At 66.6% G+C, this 19355-nt stretch carries 13 protein-coding genes and 6 pseudogenes; 11 read left to right on the top strand and 8 right to left on the bottom strand.

Annotation, left to right across the window (positions count from 1 at the left end; translation table 11 throughout):
* Window positions 1–56: 56 nt before the first annotated feature.
* Complete coding sequence (locus AB0M27_RS26045) at window positions 57–1397, top strand: VWA domain-containing protein (protein ID WP_365724594.1); 1341 nt, start codon at window positions 57–59, stop codon at window positions 1395–1397.
* Window positions 1398–1432: 35 nt separating this feature from the next.
* Window positions 1433–2884, top strand: coding sequence for an FHA domain-containing protein (locus AB0M27_RS26040; RefSeq protein ID WP_365724593.1), 1452 nt, complete (start codon window positions 1433–1435; stop codon window positions 2882–2884).
* Window positions 2885–2900: 16 nt separating this feature from the next.
* Here AB0M27_RS26040 and AB0M27_RS26035 read toward each other — a convergent pair whose 3' ends face one another.
* The 4 genes and pseudogenes from AB0M27_RS26035 to AB0M27_RS26020 all read right to left on the bottom strand — a co-directional run.
* The gene (locus AB0M27_RS26035; protein WP_365724591.1) at window positions 2901–3878 is read right to left on the bottom strand and encodes a methyltransferase domain-containing protein; all 978 of its coding nucleotides are present in this window, start codon (window positions 3876–3878) and stop codon (window positions 2901–2903) included.
* A 50-nt stretch (window positions 3879–3928) separates the two neighbouring features.
* Window positions 3929–4208, bottom strand: a pseudogene (locus tag AB0M27_RS26030) (IS5/IS1182 family transposase); the annotation flags it as partial.
* Between the two features lie 57 nt (window positions 4209–4265).
* Window positions 4266–4418: a hypothetical protein gene (locus tag AB0M27_RS26025; RefSeq protein WP_365724589.1), complete on the bottom strand. Its 153-nt coding sequence runs from the start codon at window positions 4416–4418 to the stop codon at window positions 4266–4268.
* Between the two features lie 152 nt (window positions 4419–4570).
* Window positions 4571–5161 (bottom strand): annotated as a pseudogene (locus tag AB0M27_RS26020) (sugar transferase); the annotation flags it as partial.
* 257 nt (window positions 5162–5418) lie between these two features.
* Here AB0M27_RS26020 and AB0M27_RS26015 point away from each other — a divergent pair.
* From AB0M27_RS26015 to AB0M27_RS25975, 9 genes are all read left to right on the top strand, one after another.
* Window positions 5419–6417: a UDP-glucuronic acid decarboxylase family protein gene (locus tag AB0M27_RS26015; protein ID WP_365724587.1), complete on the top strand. Its 999-nt coding sequence runs from the start codon at window positions 5419–5421 to the stop codon at window positions 6415–6417.
* A gap of 59 nt (window positions 6418–6476) precedes the next feature.
* Complete coding sequence (locus AB0M27_RS26010; RefSeq protein ID WP_365724586.1) at window positions 6477–7352, top strand: WecB/TagA/CpsF family glycosyltransferase; 876 nt, start codon at window positions 6477–6479, stop codon at window positions 7350–7352.
* On the top strand, window positions 7349–8659 hold the full coding sequence (locus tag AB0M27_RS26005) for a glycosyltransferase family 4 protein (protein ID WP_365724584.1): 1311 nt from the start codon (window positions 7349–7351) through the stop codon (window positions 8657–8659). Before AB0M27_RS26010 ends, AB0M27_RS26005 begins: the two co-directional genes overlap by 4 nt.
* A 103-nt stretch (window positions 8660–8762) precedes the next feature.
* Window positions 8763–10004, top strand: a complete 1242-nt coding sequence (locus AB0M27_RS26000) for a glycosyltransferase family 4 protein (RefSeq protein WP_365724582.1) — start codon at window positions 8763–8765, stop codon at window positions 10002–10004.
* Window positions 10001–11191, top strand: a complete 1191-nt coding sequence (locus tag AB0M27_RS25995; RefSeq protein WP_365724580.1) for a glycosyltransferase family 4 protein — start codon at window positions 10001–10003, stop codon at window positions 11189–11191. The genes AB0M27_RS26000 and AB0M27_RS25995 overlap by 4 nt, the downstream gene beginning before the upstream one ends.
* Window positions 11192–11492: 301 nt before the next feature.
* A complete protein-coding gene (locus tag AB0M27_RS25990; protein ID WP_365724579.1) occupies window positions 11493–12131 on the top strand; it encodes an FkbM family methyltransferase in 639 nt (212 codons plus the stop codon).
* Window positions 12132–12361: 230 nt separating this feature from the next.
* Window positions 12362–13639, top strand: a complete 1278-nt coding sequence (locus tag AB0M27_RS25985) for an O-antigen ligase family protein (RefSeq protein ID WP_365724577.1) — start codon at window positions 12362–12364, stop codon at window positions 13637–13639.
* Between the two features lie 104 nt (window positions 13640–13743).
* On the top strand, window positions 13744–15198 hold the full coding sequence (locus tag AB0M27_RS25980; protein ID WP_365724708.1) for an oligosaccharide flippase family protein: 1455 nt from the start codon (window positions 13744–13746) through the stop codon (window positions 15196–15198).
* Window positions 15199–15286: 88 nt separating this feature from the next.
* Window positions 15287–16348, top strand: a complete 1062-nt coding sequence (locus AB0M27_RS25975; RefSeq protein ID WP_365724575.1) for a hypothetical protein — start codon at window positions 15287–15289, stop codon at window positions 16346–16348.
* Here AB0M27_RS25975 and AB0M27_RS25970 read toward each other — a convergent pair.
* The 4 pseudogenes from AB0M27_RS25970 to AB0M27_RS25955 form a co-directional block, all read right to left on the bottom strand.
* A pseudogene (locus tag AB0M27_RS25970) lies at window positions 16340–16477 on the bottom strand (IS5/IS1182 family transposase); the annotation flags it as partial. The gene AB0M27_RS25975 and the pseudogene AB0M27_RS25970 sit on opposite strands and share 9 nt — an antisense overlap.
* Window positions 16478–16507: 30 nt before the next feature.
* Window positions 16508–16983: pseudogene (locus AB0M27_RS25965) on the bottom strand (transposase); the annotation flags it as partial.
* 7 nt (window positions 16984–16990) lie between these two features.
* A pseudogene (locus tag AB0M27_RS25960) lies at window positions 16991–19075 on the bottom strand (ISAzo13 family transposase).
* A gap of 55 nt (window positions 19076–19130) precedes the next feature.
* Window positions 19131–19355 (bottom strand): annotated as a pseudogene (locus tag AB0M27_RS25955) (transposase); the annotation flags it as partial.

The following is a 19355-nucleotide window of genomic DNA, read 5'->3' as shown; positions in this document are numbered from 1 at the left end:
CCGTTCACCGCCATCGCCCTGCGTCGACAGGGCGTCCAAGGGGGATTTGAGTACGCATGGCCAATTTCGCGAAGTCGCATGTGCCGCAGTTCTCGATGGACGTCTATCAGAACGAGTACCTGCCGGAGGGCGGGCGCGAGGTCAACGCGATCGTCACGGTGACCTCGACCGGCGGCGGCGCGGTCGGCAGCGCCGCGGCACCGCTGTACCCGCGGGGCCGGGGCCGCTCGGCCGCCGTGGCGCTCATGGTCGACTGCTCCGGCTCGATGGACTACCCGCCGACCAAGATGCGGGGCGCCCGGGACGCCACGTCCGCCGCGATCGACACCCTGCGCGACGGCACGCACTTCGCCTTGATCGGCGGCACCCATGTGGCCAAGGAGGTCTACCCGGGCGGCGGACGGCTCGCGGTCGCCGACGCCGGCACCCGCGAGCAGGCCAAGCAGGCGCTGCGGGGGCTCGGCGCGGGCGGCGGCACGGCCATCGGCACCTGGCTGCGGCTCGCCGACCGGCTGCTGAACTCGGCGGACGTCACCATCCGGCACGGCATCCTGCTCACCGACGGCCGCAACGAGCACGAGTCTCCGGAGGATCTGCGGGCGACGCTGGAGGCGTGCGCCGGACGGTTCACCTGTGACGCGCGGGGCGTGGGCACCGACTGGGAAGTGAAAGAAGTCACAGGGATCGCCTCGGCGCTGCTCGGCACCGCCGACATCGTCGCCGACCCGGCCGGACTCGCCGCCGACTTCACGCGGATGATGGAGACGGCGATGGGCAAGGAGGTCGCCGACGTCTCCCTCAGGGTGTGGACGCCGGTCGGCACGACCATCCGGTTCGTCAAGCAAGTCGCGCCCACCGTCGAGGACTTGACCGCCCGCCGCACCGAGGCAGGGCCGCGCGCCGGGGACTACCCGACCGGGTCCTGGGGCGACGAGTCCCGCGACTACCACCTGTGCGTTCAGGTTCCGGCGGCCGGCCTCGGCCAGGAGATGCTCGCCGCGCGGGTCTCGCTGGTCGTGCCGCAGGCGGACGGATCGGTACAGAACCTGGGTGCGCAGGGGCTCGTACGGGCCGTGTGGACCGACGACGTGGCGGCCTCCACCTCGATCAACCCCCAAGTCGCCCACTACACCGGGCAGGCCGAACTGGCACAAGCCATCAAGCAAGGGCTCGATCTTCGCAAGGCGGGCGATTTCGACGGCGCAACGGCCAAACTGGGGCGTGCGGTTCAGCTCGCCAACGCCTCCGGGAACGCCGATACTGCGAAACTGCTTGCGAAGGTGGTGGACGTGGTCGACGCCGCGACAGGTACTGTGCGGTTGAAGACGAAGGTCGCGGAGGCCGATGAGATGACTCTGGAGACCCGGTCCACAAAGACTGTTCGTGTAAAGAAGTGACCCAGTAGGACATCCGGAGAAGGGGAAGCACCGACATGCCGACCTGCCCGAACGGACACCAGTCGGGTTCCGACGACTGGTGCGAGGTCTGCGGTCACCGCATGGCCGGTGCCGTACCTCCGCCCCCGCCGCCCCCGCCCGCGGGCGGTTACGGCTTCCCGCCCCCGCAGGGCGGCCCGTCCGGCTCACGCCCGCCGGCCGCGTCGGCCCCGGAGCCGGAGCTGTGCCCGCAGTGCCGTACGCCCCGCGAGGGCGGCGCGCCCTTCTGCGAGGAGTGCCGGTGGAACTTCCTGACCAACACGGCCACCTCGTACACCCCGGCCGCGCCGCGCCCGCCGCAGCCGCGGTTCCAGCCGCCGAGCGCGACCTACGGCGGCAATGACGGGTACGAGTACCAGGGTTCGCGGCCCTCGCAGATGAATCGGCCCGCCGAGCCGATCCCGTCGTTCGGCAGCGAGCCGTCGGGCCCGACGCCGTTCGCCGGCGAGCGCGGCCCGTCGGGCCCGCCGACCTCACCGGGTCCGGGCGGTCCGGGTGGCTTCGGTGGCCCGGGTCAGGGTGGCCCGGGTGCCGGTGGTCCTTCCGGTTTCGGCGGCGGTCAGGGGCCGGGTCCCGGCGGACCCGGCGGACCCTCCGCTTTCGGCGGCCCGGGTCAGCCTCAGGGTCCCGGCGGCCCCGGTGGTCCCTCCGGTCCGCCGCCCTTCGGTCGTGAGCCGTCCGGTCCCGGTGGCCCCACTCCCCCCGGTCCGCCCCAGGGCGGTCCCGGCGCGCCCGGTCCCTCCGGATTCGGCGGCGCCCCCTCGCGTCCGGTGCCGCCGCCGCCCGGCCCGGCCGGTGCCGGTCCCGGCGGTGCCCCGCAGGCGTTCCAGCAGCCCCGTCCGCCCGCGCCGCCCGCGTTCCCGCGCGCGACCGGCCAGCCCCCGGGACCCACGTCTCCCGGCCCCGCCTTCGGCGGTGACGACGACTGGGTGATCTCCCCGCCGTCGGCCTCCGGCCCGGGTGGCGCTCAGGCCGGCGGGTACGGCTACCCGCAGCCCGGCGCCGCGCAGGCCCCGCCCGTCCCGGGTTTCCCGCAGCAGCGGGCCACCTGGACGGCGACGATCGGCCCGGACCGCGAGTACTTCATGGCGATGATGCAGCGCTCGGGTCCCGAGGCCGCGGGCCTGAACCTGCCCGCGTACTCGCCCGAGCAGCAGCGCACGCTCGGCGGCAGCCAGGTCACCATCGGCCGCCGCCGGCACTCCACCGGCGACACCCCCGACATCGACCTGTCGGTGCCGCCGGAGGACCCGGGCGTCTCGCACCAGCACGCGGTGCTGGTGCAGCAGCCGGACGGCACCTGGGCGGTCGTCGACCAGAACTCGACCAACGGCACCACGGTCAACATGTCCGAGGAACCGATCCAGCCGTTCGTGCCGGTTCCGCTGCAGGACGGCGACCGGGTGCACGTGGGCGCCTGGACGACGATCACCATCCGCCGGGCCTGAGCGCCACCGGGGACGGTCACGAGAGGGGCCAGGCGTACGGCCCCTCCGGCTCGTCCAGCCAGGCCCAGGTGTGCTCGCCGTCGACCGTGACGCCGTACCGCTCGCGCTCCGGCTCGCCCTCGCGCTCCCACAGCGCGTAGGCCTCCTGCGGGTCGAGGGTGCCCCGGGTCAGCACCAGCAGGAAGCGGAACGTCTCCTGCTCGCGGGCCCGGCCAGGCAGCCCGGCGAGCGATACGCCCTCCGGACCTCCCCGCCCCTCGCCGCGCAGCGGTATGAAGAAGGCGGCCGTGGGCAGGAAGCGGCCCTCGCCGTGGGTCGCGTCCCGGACCGTGAGCGCGAGCAGGCCGGTGGCCAGCGGGGTCAGGACGCGGGCGCCGGGGCGGCACTGGGCGAGCCAGACGCGCGGGACCGTGGACAGCTCGCAGGTGGCGATGATCCGGTCGAACGGGGCGCGTTCGGGCACACCGCGCGCGCCGTCGCCGGTGACGACGGCCGGGTGGAATCCGGCCGCGTCCAGGTGCCGGCGGGCCGACTCGGTGATCTCCGGTTCCAGATCGACGGTGGTGACGAGGCCGTCGTCGCCGAGCCGGTGCGCGAGCAGGGCCGCGTTGTAGCCGGTGCCGGCCCCCACCTCCAGGACCCGGTTGCCGTCCTCGACCTCCAGCGCGGCCAGCATCCGCGCCATCAGGGAGGGCTGGCTGCTGGAGGAGACCAGCTCGCCGTCGCGCAGCCGGGTGGCCAGCGGCACGTCCTCGTAGACACCGCGCACCCAGCGCTCGCGGGCCTCGGCGTCGGGGCTCTCGCCCCAGCGGCGCTCGTAGCCGCGCGGTCCGGCGACGTAGTAGTACGGCACGAACAGGTGCCGGGGCACCGCCGCGAACGCCTCCCGCCACACCGGGTCCCCGGCCCAGGCCCCCTCGGCGTCGATCTCCCGCACCAGCGCGGTCCGCGCGGCGGCGGCCAGGCGGTCGGTCTCGGTGTCGTAGGCACCCATGGCTCCACAGTAGGGGCGGCGGGTCCGCGGTACGGGCGGGCCAGGCCGCAGTCCGGGAAGTCGTAAGTTGTGTCGGCGTGAAGGCGCTGGGGCTCGGCACAGTCGCTGTGGGATTCGCGTGCCATGTGGAAACGGGCGACCACCGGCTTCAGTCCGAGGCTGTCATGGGTGCTCGCCGCAGAGAGGCCGACGCGCAGGGGCGGTCCGTCCGCGTCGGACAGGCGGTGCGTCCGGCAACCCGGCCCGCCCCGGTCCACGGACGACGGACCTTCTGGCGTGCGCGGCCTGTCCCCGGACACCCGCGCGCGACCAGATCGGAAACCGGCGGTGCACCCGGTGCCCATCGCGGCGAGGATGTCCGCGTGGCCCGGCCGCCGCGGCCCTGTCTCACCCGCGGGTGACCACCTCGCGCAGCCGGCCGGCGGTCACCGCGGTGACGTCGCCGGCGGGCTCCTGATCCGCGCCGCGGCCCCGCCCGGAGAACGTGACAGAGCAGCGGGCCGGGGTTGTCGGGGCGTCGGGACGCAGCCGGTCGCTCACGTCCGCCGCGAGGTGGATCCGCCCGTCGGCCGCCTGTTCCGGACGTCCGCGTCATACGTCTCGGAACGGGAGACCTCAGCAGGCCGGGTGACGGGAGGTTCGACGGCGTCCGGGTCCAGAAGTTGCCCCGTGCGTCGCCGGGAACCGCTCACTCAGTAGGCACCGCTACCCCGCAGCACCGCAGGGAGGGTACGAAAGAGGATCGCCAGATCCAGCTTGAGGGACCAGGTGTCGACGTATTGCAGGTCCAGGCGAACGGCCTCCTCCCATGCCAGGTCGGACCGGCCGTTGATCTGCCACAGTCCGGTGAGTCCCGGCCGCACCCGCAGGCGACGGCGCGCCTCCCCGGTGAACGCCGAGTCCTCCACCGGTAGCGGCCGGGGACCGACCAGGGACATCTGCCCCTTCAGCACATTGACCAACTGCGGTAGCTCATCCAGGGAATAGCGGCGCAACCAGCGCCCGGTCGCGGTCACGCGCGGGTCGTCACGGACCTTGAACAGGTGCCCGTCGGACTCGTTGCGAGCCGCCATGGACGTCCGCATCTTCTCGGACCCGACTCGCATCGTGCGCAGCTTGAGCATCTCGAACTCCTCGCCCCGCCAGCCCGTTCGCCTCTGGCGGAAGAGAAGGGGGCCCGGCGTGTCGGCCTTCACGGCGACGGCGGCCACCAGGAAGAGCGGTGCCAGGAGCAGGAGCAGCACGGTGGCCCCCACCGCGTCGATGGTGCGTTTGATCGCCCGGTCTGTCCACACGGAGTGCCGCGGCAGTGCCGACCCGTGGCGAGCGGCTTCTACAGCGGATACGGATGCCGCCACCTACTACCTCCTTTGGGTTGAACAGGTGAAATGCCTTCAGCTAGAGACATGTCAACAAACCCAATGCCTCCATTGGTGCATGAGTGAGTAATAGATAGATACACGACGTCAACCTGATCTTCGGAAGCGACATCGCAACTTCCCACCGTCCGGCCTTGGGCGGTGCAGCCGAAAGGACCTGCATGCGTGCGGTAGTGACGGGCGGGGCCGGATTCATCGGTTCCCACTTGTGCGAACGACTGCTCCACGAGGGCCACGAGGTGGTCTGCGTGGACAACTTCGTGACCTCCAGCCCCGGCAACGTCGAACATCTCAGAGCCGAGCGGAACTTCCGGCTGGACCGACGGGACATCACCCAGGGCCTGGAAGTGCCCGGTCCCGTGGACGCCGTGTTCCACCTGGCGTCACCGGCCTCGCCCGCGGACTACCTGAGGCTGCCCCTGGAGACGCTGTGTGCCGGGTCGGCCGGCACCTGGCACGCCCTCGACCTTGCCGCCACGAAGGGCGCCCGTTTCCTGCTGACCTCCACCTCCGAGTCGTACGGCGACCCGCTGGTCCACCCCCAGCCGGAAAGCTACTGGGGCAATGTCAACCCCGTCGGTCCCCGGTCGGTGTACGACGAGGCGAAGCGCTTCGGTGAGGCACTGACCATGGCCTACCGCAGACACCGCGGTGTGGATGCGAAGATCGTGCGCATCTTCAACACCTTCGGCCCGCGGATGCGTGCGGACGACGGAAGGGCCATCCCCACCTTCGTCGGCCAGGCACTGCGCAGAGAGCCGATCACGGTCACCGGTGACGGCAGCCAGACCAGGTCGCTGTGTTACGTGGACGACCTGGTCGACGGATTGCTGCGCATGCTGGCGAGCGACCACGCCGGCCCGGTCAACCTGGGCAACCCCCACGAGGTCTCCATGCTCGAGCTGGCCGAGTGGATCAGGAAGCTCACTCGGACCACCTCCGAGATCACGCTGATTCCCCGCCCCCAGGACGACCCGGAACGACGCCGTCCGGACATCACCCTGGCTCGCGAACTGCTGGACTGGGAGCCCTCGACTCCGGTGGAACAGGGCCTTCGCGACACGATCACCGACTTCCGGCGCCGACTGGTCTCCGGGGGCTTCGCCGAGCGCAAGAGACGGACCGTCCCCTCACCACTGACGGCCTCGGCCCGCTCATGACCGCTCCAGCGAGCACGGAACACACACCGGGCCGGCACATGGCCCCCGTGGTCCGATGCATGGGGGTGCCCATCACCGCACACACACGGGAAAGCGCCGCCCGGGACGTCGTGCATCTCGCCCAACGGATCCGCGCGACGCGCCTCGCAGACCAAGGAGTTGCAGTCGACGCACTCCATGTCACCGACGCGACCCCCCGTGGCGACGTGCACCTGTGCAACGCCTACACGCTCGCACTCGCCGACCGGGACCCGGAGTTGCACGGCATCCTCCGCGCGGCACCCCTCAACCTCCCGGACGGTCAGCCCGTCGTCTGGGCCAACCGACTCCTCCACCGGGGCACGACGCTGCCTGCCACCCGCGTCTACGGTCCCGACCTCTTGCTGGACGTCTTCGCCCTCGGCCAGAGCAGCGGGCTGCGCCACTATCTCCTCGGTTCCACACCGCACGTGCTGGGCGCCCTGGAACGGGAGCTGCGACGCCGCTTCCCGAACGCCCTGATCACCGGCACCTGTTCCCCGCCGTTCCGGCCCCTGACTTCTCAAGAAGCGCGGAAACAGCGGGAAGGCATCCGCTCGGCCGAGGCGGACATCGTCTGGGTAGGACTAGGCACTCCGAAGCAGGACCGATGGGCCGCCGAACTGTGCACCGCACTGCCCGTCGTGGCCGTCGCGGTGGGCGCGGCCTTCGACTTCATCGCCGGCACCAAGCGGCAGGCACCGCATTGGATGCGGCGCAGTGGGCTGGAGTGGGTATTCCGTCTCGGTTGCGAGCCGCGACGCCTGTGGCGGCGGTATATATTCGGAAATACCCGTTTCGTCCGAGGTATTGCCCGGCAAGCGTTCCTTGGGACGAAAGAGGGCAGCCCGGTGCCGACCTCACGGCAACCTCAGTTAGACGAGACGTCGCCCGCTGGCCGAAGGAATGAACTATGACCGCTTCAGCCACCCTGCGCCAAGAAAATGAGGAGCAGCGGGACACCAACGGGACGGGAGGCCTGCGCATCGTCCTGGTTGCATACTCCTGTGACCCCACCCGGGGGACTGAGCCGGGCATGGGATGGGCATGGGCGGAAGCACTTGCGCAGCGCGGGCACTTCGTGGAGTTGCTGACACGACCTCAAAACAAGAACGTGCAGGAGATCGCGCGACGGCTGAAGGAACTCGGTCAGGTAGGGCGCCGCATCGCACCTCACTTCGTCCGGGAGCCGACATGCCCTCGATGGGTGCGCATGCCCGCTCAGGCCTCGCAGTTCGTGCGCTACGACGGATGGCAGCGCCGTGCACTGTCCCACGCGCGCCAACATGGGCTCGCCGGGGCAGACCTGGTGCACCATGTTTCCTACGGTTCCCTGGTGGGTGGCAGCGCGCTGCGGCATCTCGGACCGCCCCTGGTCTTCGGTCCCGTAGGCGGAGGCCAGACGGCTCCCCGTAGCCACCGCCGATATCTGGGCGCCGCTTACCGTCAGGAGACGCTGCGGGAATTGCTGTGGGTACGCGGGCTGAGCCGGCGGCCTTCGTGCCGGGCCACCGTCCGTGAGGCGGCGCTGGTGCTCACCACCAATCGTGACACTGCTCGTCGGGCCCGCCTCCTCGGCCGAACGGACACCCGCATGATGCTGAGCGACGGCATCCCCGACAGACTGGTGCGGAAGTCCACGGAAAGGAATCCGAAAGGTGCCGTCCGCCCGCCGACCGTGCTGTGGGTAGGCGGCCTGGTTCCCATCAAGGCCCCGGCATTGGCTCTCCTTTCCTTCGCTTCGCTGCTGGCCGAGGTTCCGGACGCCCGCCTCGTGGTGCTGGGCGGCGGCCCGCTCCGTGCGGAATTGACGCACTTGGCCGCGCGGTTGAATGTGGCCAAGTCCATCTGCTTCCGGGGACGAGTGCCGTGGGAGCAGGCGATCGCGGCATACGACGACGCCGACGTACTGCTGTTCACCAGCCTTCGTGACTCGTTCGGTGTGCAAGCCCTGGAGGCATGGGCCCGTGGTTTGCCAGTCGTGCACCTCGATCACCAGGGCATCCGGGACTTCTCCGCGCCCGGCGGCGCGGTAGCCGTGCCGCTGGGTCGTCCCACGGACTTGCCGCAGCGCCTCGCGCAGGCACTCGGCGGAGTTCTCACCGATCACGAGACCCGGCGTCGCATGGCGACGGCCGGGTTGTCGTGGGCACAGCAGCACACCTGGTCTGCCAAGGCCGAGCTCGCCGAACAACTGTATCGCGGCGTTCTGAGTGACGACTGACATCCGAGAGAGGACTTTGATGCCTTCCGCAGTGCCCTATGGGACCGGGCGTCGGCCATGCAATGGCCTGAGCACCACAGACCACGGCGCCGAAGGTGCCTTGGTGAACGAGACAGCTCATGCTCAGGCTGGTCCTTCACCTGGGATTTCAATGCGCTTTCGCGTGGCGCTGGTGCACAGCTTCTATTCGTCAGCCCAGCCCAGCGGAGAGAACGTCGCCGTCCTCGATCAGGCACAAGCGCTGCGTTCCGCCGGTCACGAGGTCACCGTGGTCACCACGCACACCGATGCGTTGCAAACCGAGCAGTGGTACGCCGCGCGTGCGGCGATCCGAGTCGCGACCGGATTCGGCCGGTCGCCGCTGGCTGCTCTCAAGCGCTTCGAACCTGATGTGGTTCATGTGCACAACCTCTTCCCCAACTTCGGCACCCATTGGCTCAAGAAGTGGCCGGGAGCCGTGGTCGCCACTCTCCACAACTTTCGCCCGGCGTGCGCGGCCGGGACGCTCTTCAGGGACGGAAAGATGTGCACCGAATGCCCCGGGGGGGATCGTTGGGCGGGACTGAGGCATGCCTGCTACAGGGGTGCACGCAGTGCCACGCTCCCTCTTGCCTGGGCCGGCCGGGGTGGTGCGCAAGCCCATCCCCTGCTTCGCCGTGCCGAGCGGCTGGTGATTCCCTCCGACCGCAGCCGGGACCTCTATCTGCGCTTCGGCGTACAGGCGGAGAAACTCGCCGTAGTGCCCAACTTCACCGACTTGGACGATGCGGGCCCCCTCGCGGACTCTGCCGTGCCCTCGACGGCCCATCGATGGGTCTACGTCGGTCGACTCAGCGAGGAGAAGGGAATCCTGCCGCTGCTCCGGAGCTGGCCGGAGAATGAGCCTCTCGATGTGATTGGATCCGGGCCGCTGGAGTCGGCCTGCAGGGCAGCCGCTCCCAAGAGGGTCCGGTTGCTCGGTGCGTTTCCGCGCGCGCAGCTCATGGCACGGCTGCCGCGATACACCGGCCTGGTCTTCCCCAGCGTCTGGCCCGAGATCGGAGCACCCCTCGTCTACCAGGAGGCCCTGGCCGCCGGCGTGCCGGTACTCGCCCTCGCCGGATCAGTGGCGGCGGACTGTGTGCGTCGGGACGGTCCGGGTACGGTCTATGGAAGCAACGACGAGCTGCCACTCGCCCTCTCATCCGCACGTCGGCACTTCCCGACGCTGCGGCACCATTGCCGCAGGGTGCACGCCGAGCACTACACGGCACGATCCTGGACTGTCGCCATTGAGGACGTGTACGCGCAGGCCCTGAAGCAGGCCGCGGATGGACAGCCAGTCGCCGCGACGGATCCGGCATGAGCACGACAGGAAGTCGGCCGCGCGTGGTGGTGGTGCAGCCATACGTTCCCGGCTACCGGACCTCATTCTTCAATCACCTGCAGGCCTACCTGGATGCTTCAGGCGTCGTCCTGGAGGTGCTGCACGGGCCCGCACCGCCACAGCAGGCGGCCCGCCGAGACGCGTCTTCCTGCGTCTGTTCGGTGCAGGTCGCTTCCCGACGACTGCCTGCTCCAGGCGGACGTTCGCTGTTCTGGAATCAGGTGCTGAGTCGGGCTGCTTCGGCCGATGCCGTGGTGCTCGAACAGGCACTGCACAACCTGGAGGCGTACCCGCTGCTGGCGAAGCAGTTGGCCGGACGCGTCACCGGGCGTGGTCCCCTGGTCGCCTTTTGGGGCCATGGTCGGACTTACACCAAGCCGGTAAGCCGCCTGGAGGCTAGGGCAAAAGACGCGGTGACCAGACTGGGGCGGTGGTTCTTTGCCTATACGGAAGGCGGAGCCGCCCATGTGGTTTCTCGAGGATTCCCCAGGGACCGGATCACGGTAGTGCGCAACTCCGTCGACACTACGGAGATGACGGCCGCCCACGCGCGAGCCATGAGGCCGGGAACGGCAGAATTCACGGAGGCCGCACTCCTGTGCGAGCGGTATGGCCTGGTCGCCGGACGCACTGCACTGTATCTTGGCGGACTCGACGCACCGAAACGAATTCCGTTCCTGCTGGAGTGCGCCGACCGAATTGCCGCCGAACTCACTGGGTTCCGCCTGCTGGTTGCAGGTGACGGCGCTGAGCGCCACCTGGTCGACAAGGCGGCGTCCCGGCCCGGCAACCCGGTAATCCCGATGGGGCATGTCGACGGGCCGCGCGCCGCGTTGCTCGGCGCAGTGAGCGACGTCATGCTGATGCCGGGCCGAGTGGGACTGTGCGCTGTGGACTCCTTCGTGCTGCGCACACCCATCGTTACCACCAACTGGCCATGGCACGCTCCCGAGTTTGAGTACCTGATCGATGGCTCCAACGCCGTGGTCACACCGGACAGCCCAGCCACTTGCGCGGCAGCCGTGACGGGGCTGCTCCGCGACCCGAAGCGACTAAAACAACTCGCCAAGGCATGTGAGCGCGATGCCGTGCAATACACGACGGAGGCTATGGCCCGGCGGTTTCACGACGGCGTACTCCGAGTGTTGAATCATGGCCGATCTTGAAGTACGGGTGAGCTGGGAACCGCTGAGCAGTAAATCAGTTGGGCTGTAAAGAGCAGACTTATCGACAATGAATATGGGAGGCTTTCCAGTGCAGGTTCACGAAGCTGGACTTCTGGGCCGGGTTGCGAAGACCGTGGCACCGCCACTGTCCCGTCCGGCGAGCAGACCCTGGTACCGGAATTGTATTCGTCTCCTCGAGGTCTATCTCCAGATTCTCCAAGGACGAGGAGCTGGGACAGGTTGGGATCTCGAAGGTGAGGTAGTCGCAGCCCATCGATTCCTCCAAGAGGTCGATTCTCCGGTGATCTTTGATGTGGGTGCGAACTTCGGGCAATGGACGACGTCGCTGCATACGGCCTTGGGTGAACAGGCAGGCACTTTTTTCATGTTCGAACCACAGTCGGCGTGCCAGCCGGCGCTGGGCGGGATCACTGATAGTCAGCGAGTGATCGTCCGCGCGGCGGTGGGCGACAAATCTGGGAGCGCGAACGTCTTCTGCGACACGCCGGGGTCCGGGGTCGCCTCGATCCACAGGCGGCGCGACTCGTACTTCGGAGACTTGACGTCCCACCAGGAAACCGTCCGAGTCACGACCATTGACTTCGAGGTCGAAAGCCGGGGGATCCACCGGATTGACCTGTTGAAGCTCGACATCGAGGGAGCGGAGTTGGCCGCACTGCTAGGGGCACGCAAGACGCTCGAGAGGCGCAGAATTTCAACCATCGCGTTTGAGTTCGGCTCGGCGAATGTGTACTCGCGCACCTTCTTCAGGGACTTCTGGGACCTCCTCGATCCACTCGGATACCGCATCTGGAGAATTTTCCCAGGCGGAGGCCTGTTGCCCCTGACGGAGTATACTGAAGAACTTGAGCATTTTCGCGGGGTGAGTAACTACATTGCGTCGCTGAAATCACCCGGACACCGGAGCAACCGACGGTAGTTGAGCAAGGACGGCAGCCCCGGTCCGGCGCGCCGCAACCATGCACAGAAGATCGTCTTGTCACGCGATAGCGTGCAGAATCGCCTTGCCGGTCGCCTTCTTGAGTACCTTGACGAACCGCGATCCGGGTGGACTCGATCTCGAACGTGTGAATTTGGGCTGCACGCAGAGATCGCGACACCTTTCTGACCTAATCCGAGTCGAGTCGTCCTCTCTGTATGCTTTGGTTCATGTTGGGTAAAGTGGCATCACCGTTCGAGCAACACAAACGGCCACGCCTGTCATTGATCGCCATTGCGACTTCTTGGCTTCTCGTCGGAGGCAACCTCCTCTCCAGCCTCGGACTGGCTGCTCCTGCCACCGTCCTGATCTTTCTCGCTGCCTCGTTGACCCTGCCATGCGCCCTGGTGTTTGGTCCGGGCCGCAGCCATTGCAACCTCGAGCCGCTCAATCCGAGGCGTGCACGAATCCCTTCACCGCTGTGGGCGTTCGCTCTGTGGGTATCCGTGTCCGCGATCTGCCAGCAGACCGAAGCCGCTGCCCAAAACGCCCTGGTCTACTTGTCGTTTGTTGCCCTGCTAGCGCTCACTGCTGCTTGGACGTCGGAGAGTTCGCCACGGCTCCTGCTGCGGTGGATGCGTGTGGCGGCCGTCGTGGGCGCTGTGGGATACCTGGCGACCGTGGTGGCACGAGGTCCGGGTAGCAGCGCATTCTACGTTTCTCGGACTTACGGCGAAATCGTGTGGATCGGCATGGCCGTCGCTGTAGCCCTCGCCACCCGGTCCCGGGTCGGCTACGTAGCCCCATTGCTGCTCCTCGCCGCCAGCCTGCTCAGCTTGTCACGCACAGCATCGGTTGCGTGTGCCCTCCAGTTCATCGCGTGCGTCGCCAAGGGCCGCGGCCGCGGGGAACTCCTGAAAGTGATCTCGTTCGGCGCGGTGACGGGCTATGCGGTCTTTCTGGTGTTCACTCAGTTCCAGCCGCTGCGGAACCGCTTCATCGATAATGACCACGCGCAAATCGGCGGGATCGTGACCGGAACTTCTGGCCGATCGCGCCTGTGGGCCATCATGTGGGACTCGATCCGTGAGGCTCCATGGCTGGGACACGGCATCGGAAGCGCACATCAGACGATCAGGGACACCCTGGGGCCCAACAGGGTCCTTCACCCTCTCAACGATTACCTGCGGCTCTGGAATGATCTCGGATTCGTCGGTCTTCTTCTGTGGGTATTGGCAATTCTAATCCTGGGGCACGGCGCGTTTCGCCGCTGGCGGACGGCAAGGAACGATGCAGATCGGGCCGCCCATCAGGCAGCATTTCTCTCCTTGATCGGTCTGAGCATCAATGCATTCACTTCAAATCCGTTGGTCTACATCTTCGTCATGGCGCCTGTCGCAGTGATCATCGGCACCAGCATGGGGCGCGCCAACGCGGAGGATCCGCACCCTGCGGACGTCCTCACGAGCGGGAAACCTGCTGTGCCGGAACTGAAGACTGCTCATTGACCGCAGGAATATACGTCACTCAGGGAGAGTCGTTGAAGGAGAGCGACAGTGGGACCACGCTAACAGTTCCGTCACCTGGTCTGGCTTCAGCTACCGCGGCTGGGGTGCGTTGGACCCTACTCGGTTCGATTGCCACTTTGGTCGTACAAATGCCTTACACGGCCGTCATGAGTCGTTTGCTTTCACCAGGTGATTTCGGACTGATAGGGCTCGCGCTCTTCATGCTTCGCTTCGTGAGCTTCTTCGCCCAGGGTGGCCTGAATTCCGCAGTCACCCAACGTCCGGTGCTCAACGTGCGCGACATCCGTGCAGCAATGGCGTTCGGAATCGTGACTGGGATCGGAGTGTATGTTGCAGCGTGGGCGATTATGCCCTTTGCCGTTCAGGTGGTGCACGGGCCACCCGAACTGACTTCGGTGTGTAGGGTGTTGGGGTTGACATTTGTGATCTCTGCCCTCGGCGCAACCGCAGTGGGAGTTCTTCGCCGAACAATGCGTTACCGCGCGATTGCCATGGTCGAATTCGGCTCATATCTCATCGGATACTGCGGCCTCGGTGTGACGTCCGCCGTCCTGGGTAACGGCGTGTGGAGCTTGGTTTACGCATGTCTGGGACAAAACGCTTTGATGACGGTGGGCTGCTGGGTGTTGGCCAAGCACGACCTACGACCCCTGTTCGACTTCCGGGCCGTGAAACAATTGGCGTCGGTCGGGGCGAAGGTGTCTCTTGTCGGTTTTCTTGAGTTCTTGTCTCTAGGCGGCGACAACGTCCTCGTCGGCAGATATGCGGGGATGGATATGCTAGGCCACTACAACCGTGCGTGGTTCTTGGCGTCGCTCCCCCTGCTTCAGGTGGCCATGGCCCTGAACAAGGTCCTGCTTCCGGCCTTCAGTTGTATCCAGGCCCAGAGCGCGCGCCTCAGGCTGGCTTATGTCGACAGCATCACAGTGACGACGTTGCTCTTCATCCCCATGGGGGCTGTCATCGCAGCGTGTGCCAACAACGCCGTGCATGTTGTACTGGGAGCCGAATGGACGACGGCCGCCGACCTGGTTCCCCTCCTCGCTGCGGTCGGGGCACTCAATGTCATTTCATATTTTCCCGCTACGGTGGCAGAGGCGACTGGGCGCGTCTGGCCTAAGGTGACCATCGAGATACTGCATCTGATCGTTCTCTCGATGGGAGCCGGCGTTGCGATGGCAGCCGGTACGGGAATCATCGGACTGGTCATCGCTGTTCTTGTGAGCCGATTTATGCGTCATGGAGTCTATGTCGTCTACATCTGCCGGGTATTTCCAGGCTCCATGCGAAGCGTGACGATCGCCCATACGCAGTCCTCGATGGTTGCTCTAGTCCTCTGGCTTTCCGTGACGACCGCTGGCCGAGCGCTTGAGGGGATCGTTCCTCCACTCGTGGCGCTCGTAGCTCAACTCTTGACAGTCGCACTGCTGGGCGGCTTCATTCTGATGTTCGGCCGGAACCTCAACGGGATCCGAGTAGTGCGCAGTCGTGCACTGGTGCCCGTCGCGCTCTCACCAAAGAGATGTGCAAAGTTCTGATGAGCACCTCCTCACAGTGCAGTGCCATACACCGAAAGGAAACGCGATGCCATCAAATGGTTGGCTTCCCGCGGCGGGCCGGATCTGCATGCCTCGTCCCATCGTGTGGCGGGGTGCCGGTCTGGGTAACGAGATCTTTCCTTGGGCCAAGGCATACATCGCCAGTCGTGAGCTGGGGTTCCGCCTCTTGCGCCCGGCCTGGGGGCTCAACCGCCGAAACTACCGGCAGGAGTTCGGTACATCACGACTGGACTTTCTCCAGCACGCGACTCTGCGGCTGGCCATGCCGGTTGTCACTGTCACAGACGAACTGGTCCAGTCGACGGGAGAGACCGACTACGGCGCCGCCATGCGGGTGCTCGATGCCGAGTACGGGTGGTCACGTCGACGCTCGATCATTCTGTTGCACCAGGGCATGGCCGGCGGTCATCTCGCGATCGAACGTGCCCGTGGCTACCTGCGGAACACACTGCTTGGACGCCTGCCGGAAAGAGGTTGTCCAGACGACTGCGGGCCGGACAAGGGACAGCTCCGCGTCGCCATGCACATTCGATTGGGTGATTTCAGCCAGGACTCCACCGGACCACAACCCGGGGTTTTCAACAGGCGGCTGCCTCTGTCTTGGTACTTGAGCGTTCTGGAAACTCTGCAGGAGAGGTACAGCGACTCACTTCACATCGACCTCGTGAGTGACGACCCCCTTCAAGCCGCGCAGATGCTTTCCGGGTGGCGTACGTGCGATGCCCGGTCGCGGAGCATTCTCGAGGACCTCTCGATCATGGCAACGGCCGACCTGCTCGTCTGCTCGGTCTCCGCGTTCTCCATGCTTGCGGCCTTCCTTTCTGACGCACCCTACCTGTGGTATCGCCCGCATCTGCACGAGTACGGCGACTTTCTCAGCATCTCGGGCTACAAATCGCAGCAAATGTCAGGGGGAACCGGGGAGAATCTTAAGAAGGAAAGGCGGATCGGTTGTGACGCACTGCCGACGCGCGGTGTGGCAGTGGATTCCAGCGGTGAGCTCCCACACTGGTTGACGGATTTCCTCACGACGAAAGCGGCCCTCAACAGGCGCAGCGCGGACCTGGTTCGCTGCGGAGTGGTCCCACGTCACTCGTCGGTTCCTGTCAGTGAACCTCTTTCATCCTGATTTTCCACAGATGAGGAGGATGTGGATGGCGGCGATAGTCCGACTGATGCGGTTGGTCGAACAGGGGGCCCGGCGTAGAAGTCGCCAGGACTTGAGTTGGGCGAAGGCGCGTTCGCCGGGCCCTCGCAGGGGTCACGTCCCCGGTGATGGCGTACGCGATCAGTCCTCCGTGGTGTTCGGGCTGTTGGGGAGTGCATGGGTGGTGTGGTCGGCGTGTTCAGCGGCGTAGATGGCCGTCATGCTGCCTTCGGACAGGTAGCGGCGGGGGAAGGCGATCCATTCGTCGTGCATCTCGCCGAGCACGGCGGTGACCAGCCGTTCGAGGGCGGCCCGGTTGGGGAAGACCTGCACGACGTCGGTGCGGCGTTTGATCTCGCGGCTGATCCGCTCCAGGGGATTTGAGGACTGGATCTTCTTCCAGTGGGAGATGGGGAAGGCGGCAGGTCCTCCTTGGCGTCCAGGAGCATCTGCCTGACCTTGGGGAACTGCTGCCCCAGCATGTCGGCGACCGCATCGAGCTGGTGATGGACTGCTTCGACGGTGGGCTGGATGAAGATGGTGCGGATGGTCGCCGCGACCATTTCCCCGGATCCCTTGGGGATCACGGAGAACACGTTTCTCAGGAAATGAAGCCGTAAGGATTCAACATGGTGTTTCGCTGTCTTCTGTGATGGATGCGAGTATGTCGTCGGCCGTTGCGAAGCGTCGTTCGGCGAGCGTCGGGACGTATGTGTCCTGTTCGAGGAGGGGACGGACATCCTCAATGGCGTTGCGTATGGTGCCGCGGCTGACACCGAACAAGGTGGCCAGGGCTTGCTGATCGCACAGATCTCGCTGAGAAAGGACCGTCGCCAAGATCCTGTCGGCGTCGGTGATCTTTTGACGGAAGACGCCGCCACGGGTTCCCGGGCGCCGATCACCACCGCGCTGGCGATGCCGGCGTTGTTCGAGAGTGGCTTGGTAGGGCACGGTGATCCGGTCGATCAGTGCCTGGAAGTCCGGGCGGGACATGCCGGTGAGGGCGGGGTGAGTCAGGGTCTGGGAGAGTTCCATCCGGCTGGTGGTCGCGCCGTCCTCCGCCCAGTCGCGCAGCTCTTGGGCGGAGGAGAAGTAGTGCGCGGTCTGCGAGACGGTGACCTGCTGGGCGTCCATGAGTGTGCGGGTCTCACTGATGACCTTGCCGATCGTGACCGCGTTGATGGCGAGCAGATCGACGAGAACCTTCTGGGAGCAGACGCGGCGTAGGTAGATCACGGTGACGAGAATGCGGTCGGCGTTCGAGAGCAGGGGTCTGCCGTGTGCTCCGGGGGCCTTCAGACGGCGGCCGCCGCGCTGCTGGAACTTGCGTTGTTCGGCCTGGGCGGCTTGCGCGGGGGCCAATTGGGCGCACAGTGCCTTCAGCTCCGATGAGGTCATGCCGCTCAGACGCGGGTTGGAGAGCATCGCCAGAACCTGCGACCTGCGCTGGTCCCGATCACTCGTGCTGGTCGCGCAAGTGCCGGCGGCGCCGGCCGGGGCGATCGTGTAGTTCCAGGATCCATGCCGGTCATGGGGCGTGATCGGCAGAGAGCGCACGTGCTCGCGACTGACGGAGATTCCCACCGGGTAGGTTCCGGTGTCCAGCTCGGCGTGAACGCGCAGGCCGGTGCGGGTGCGGGTCGCGGCGATGCTGTTGACCACGACTTCGTGACTGGTCAGGGGCCTGCCACGCCAGTTCATGGTGATGTGCGAGAACAGCCGATGCTCGACCTTGTTCCATTTCGAGGTGCCCGGCGGAAAGTGGCAGACGGTCACCGTGAGACCCATCTGAGCCGCGAAGGCGGCGAGTTCGGCCTTCCATAACCGGTAGCGATAGCTGTTGGACCCTCCGCAGTCCGCGGTGATCAACAGTCTGTCGGCATCCGGGTAGTCCGCCCGCCCGCGGGCCCGCCACCAGCGGCGGATCGAATCGACGGCGAACACCGAGGTGTCGTGATCGGTGCCGACGTTCACCCAGCCGCTGTCGTGGGCCAGATCGTAGATGCCGAAGGGTATCGCCACGTCGACATCGGGGCCGATGAAGTAGAAGCTGTGGTCCTCCACCTGCACCGGATCTCCGGCGGGGCGCCATTGCCGCCCGGGGTTCGGCAGCTGCCCCAGCTGTTCCTTCTTCTTGGCATCGATGCTGATGACCGGCTGACCGCCGGACTGATGCTCCTTGACCTGCTCGTTGATGCAGCGGAACTGCGCGTCCCGGTCGGGGTGCTGCTTGCCCTCCAGCGTCTTGGCGCTGCCCTGCAAGCTGAAGCCCTGCCCTTTCAGAAGCCGCCCGACGGTCGGAGCGGAGACCGGGTGGCCCTGCCGGGTCAGCTCCTCTGCGAGGTTGCGCAGGGACTTGGTGGTCCAGCGCAGCGGCGACATCGGATCACCCCGCTCGTCCGGCTCCACCAGCTTCAGCAACGCCGGTATCAGGGAAGGATCTTGTTCCTCGGCGAGCTTGCGGCCACCCCCGGGGCGCCGGACGCAGCCGTCCGGTAACGGATCCCCGCCGGCCTCCAGCTCGAACACCCCGTTACGGACCGTGCTCTCGCTCACCCCGGCTACCCGCGCAACGGCCCGTACCCCACCGTGTCAGAGCAGTCGCGCCTCCTGGGCCAGCATCAGACGCCGCTGACGCTCGTTCAGATGCGGCAAGACGACCTGGAACCGCAGCGCAAGCTGATCCAGAACGTCGGAGGCGAAGCTCATACCAGAGCAACGATCTTGTCCTATGAAAGCAACGGGTTGATTCTTTACGGCTTCAATGAACACGACAACGCTGCCAGGCAGCGCCGAGCATGACCTTGCGGATCGCTGCCACCAGGCCGCTGTGACTGTCGGAGATCACCAGTCGGACCCCGCCCAGGCCGCGTTCGCGTAAGGAACGCAGGAACTCGCTCCAGAACGCCTCGGTCTCGCTGTCGCCGACCATCACGCCCAGCACCTCACGGCCGCCGTCCTCGCTGATGCCGGTGGCGATGACCACGGC

This window comes from Streptomyces sp. NPDC052107 (assembly GCF_040680215.1).
Classification (GTDB): Bacteria; Actinomycetota; Actinomycetes; order Streptomycetales; family Streptomycetaceae; genus Streptomyces.
This window is presented reverse-complemented; position numbering and strand designations above follow the sequence as displayed.

Excerpts from the sequence above, each read along its gene's own strand:
- AB0M27_RS26045 (WP_365724594.1), top strand. The coding sequence starts at position 57 with ATGGCCAATTTCGCGAAGTCGCATGTGCCGCAGTTCTCGATGGACGTC.
- AB0M27_RS26040 (WP_365724593.1), top strand. The coding sequence starts at position 1,433 with ATGCCGACCTGCCCGAACGGACACCAGTCGGGTTCCGACGACTGGTGC.
- AB0M27_RS26035 (WP_365724591.1), bottom strand. The coding sequence starts at position 3,878 with ATGGGTGCCTACGACACCGAGACCGACCGCCTGGCCGCCGCCGCGCGG.
- AB0M27_RS26015 (WP_365724587.1), top strand. The coding sequence starts at position 5,419 with ATGCGTGCGGTAGTGACGGGCGGGGCCGGATTCATCGGTTCCCACTTG.
- AB0M27_RS26010 (WP_365724586.1), top strand. The coding sequence starts at position 6,477 with ATGGGGGTGCCCATCACCGCACACACACGGGAAAGCGCCGCCCGGGAC.
- AB0M27_RS26005 (WP_365724584.1), top strand. The coding sequence starts at position 7,349 with ATGACCGCTTCAGCCACCCTGCGCCAAGAAAATGAGGAGCAGCGGGAC.
- AB0M27_RS25995 (WP_365724580.1), top strand. The coding sequence starts at position 10,001 with ATGAGCACGACAGGAAGTCGGCCGCGCGTGGTGGTGGTGCAGCCATAC.
- AB0M27_RS25985 (WP_365724577.1), top strand. The coding sequence starts at position 12,362 with ATGTTGGGTAAAGTGGCATCACCGTTCGAGCAACACAAACGGCCACGC.
- AB0M27_RS25975 (WP_365724575.1), top strand. The coding sequence starts at position 15,287 with ATGCCTCGTCCCATCGTGTGGCGGGGTGCCGGTCTGGGTAACGAGATC.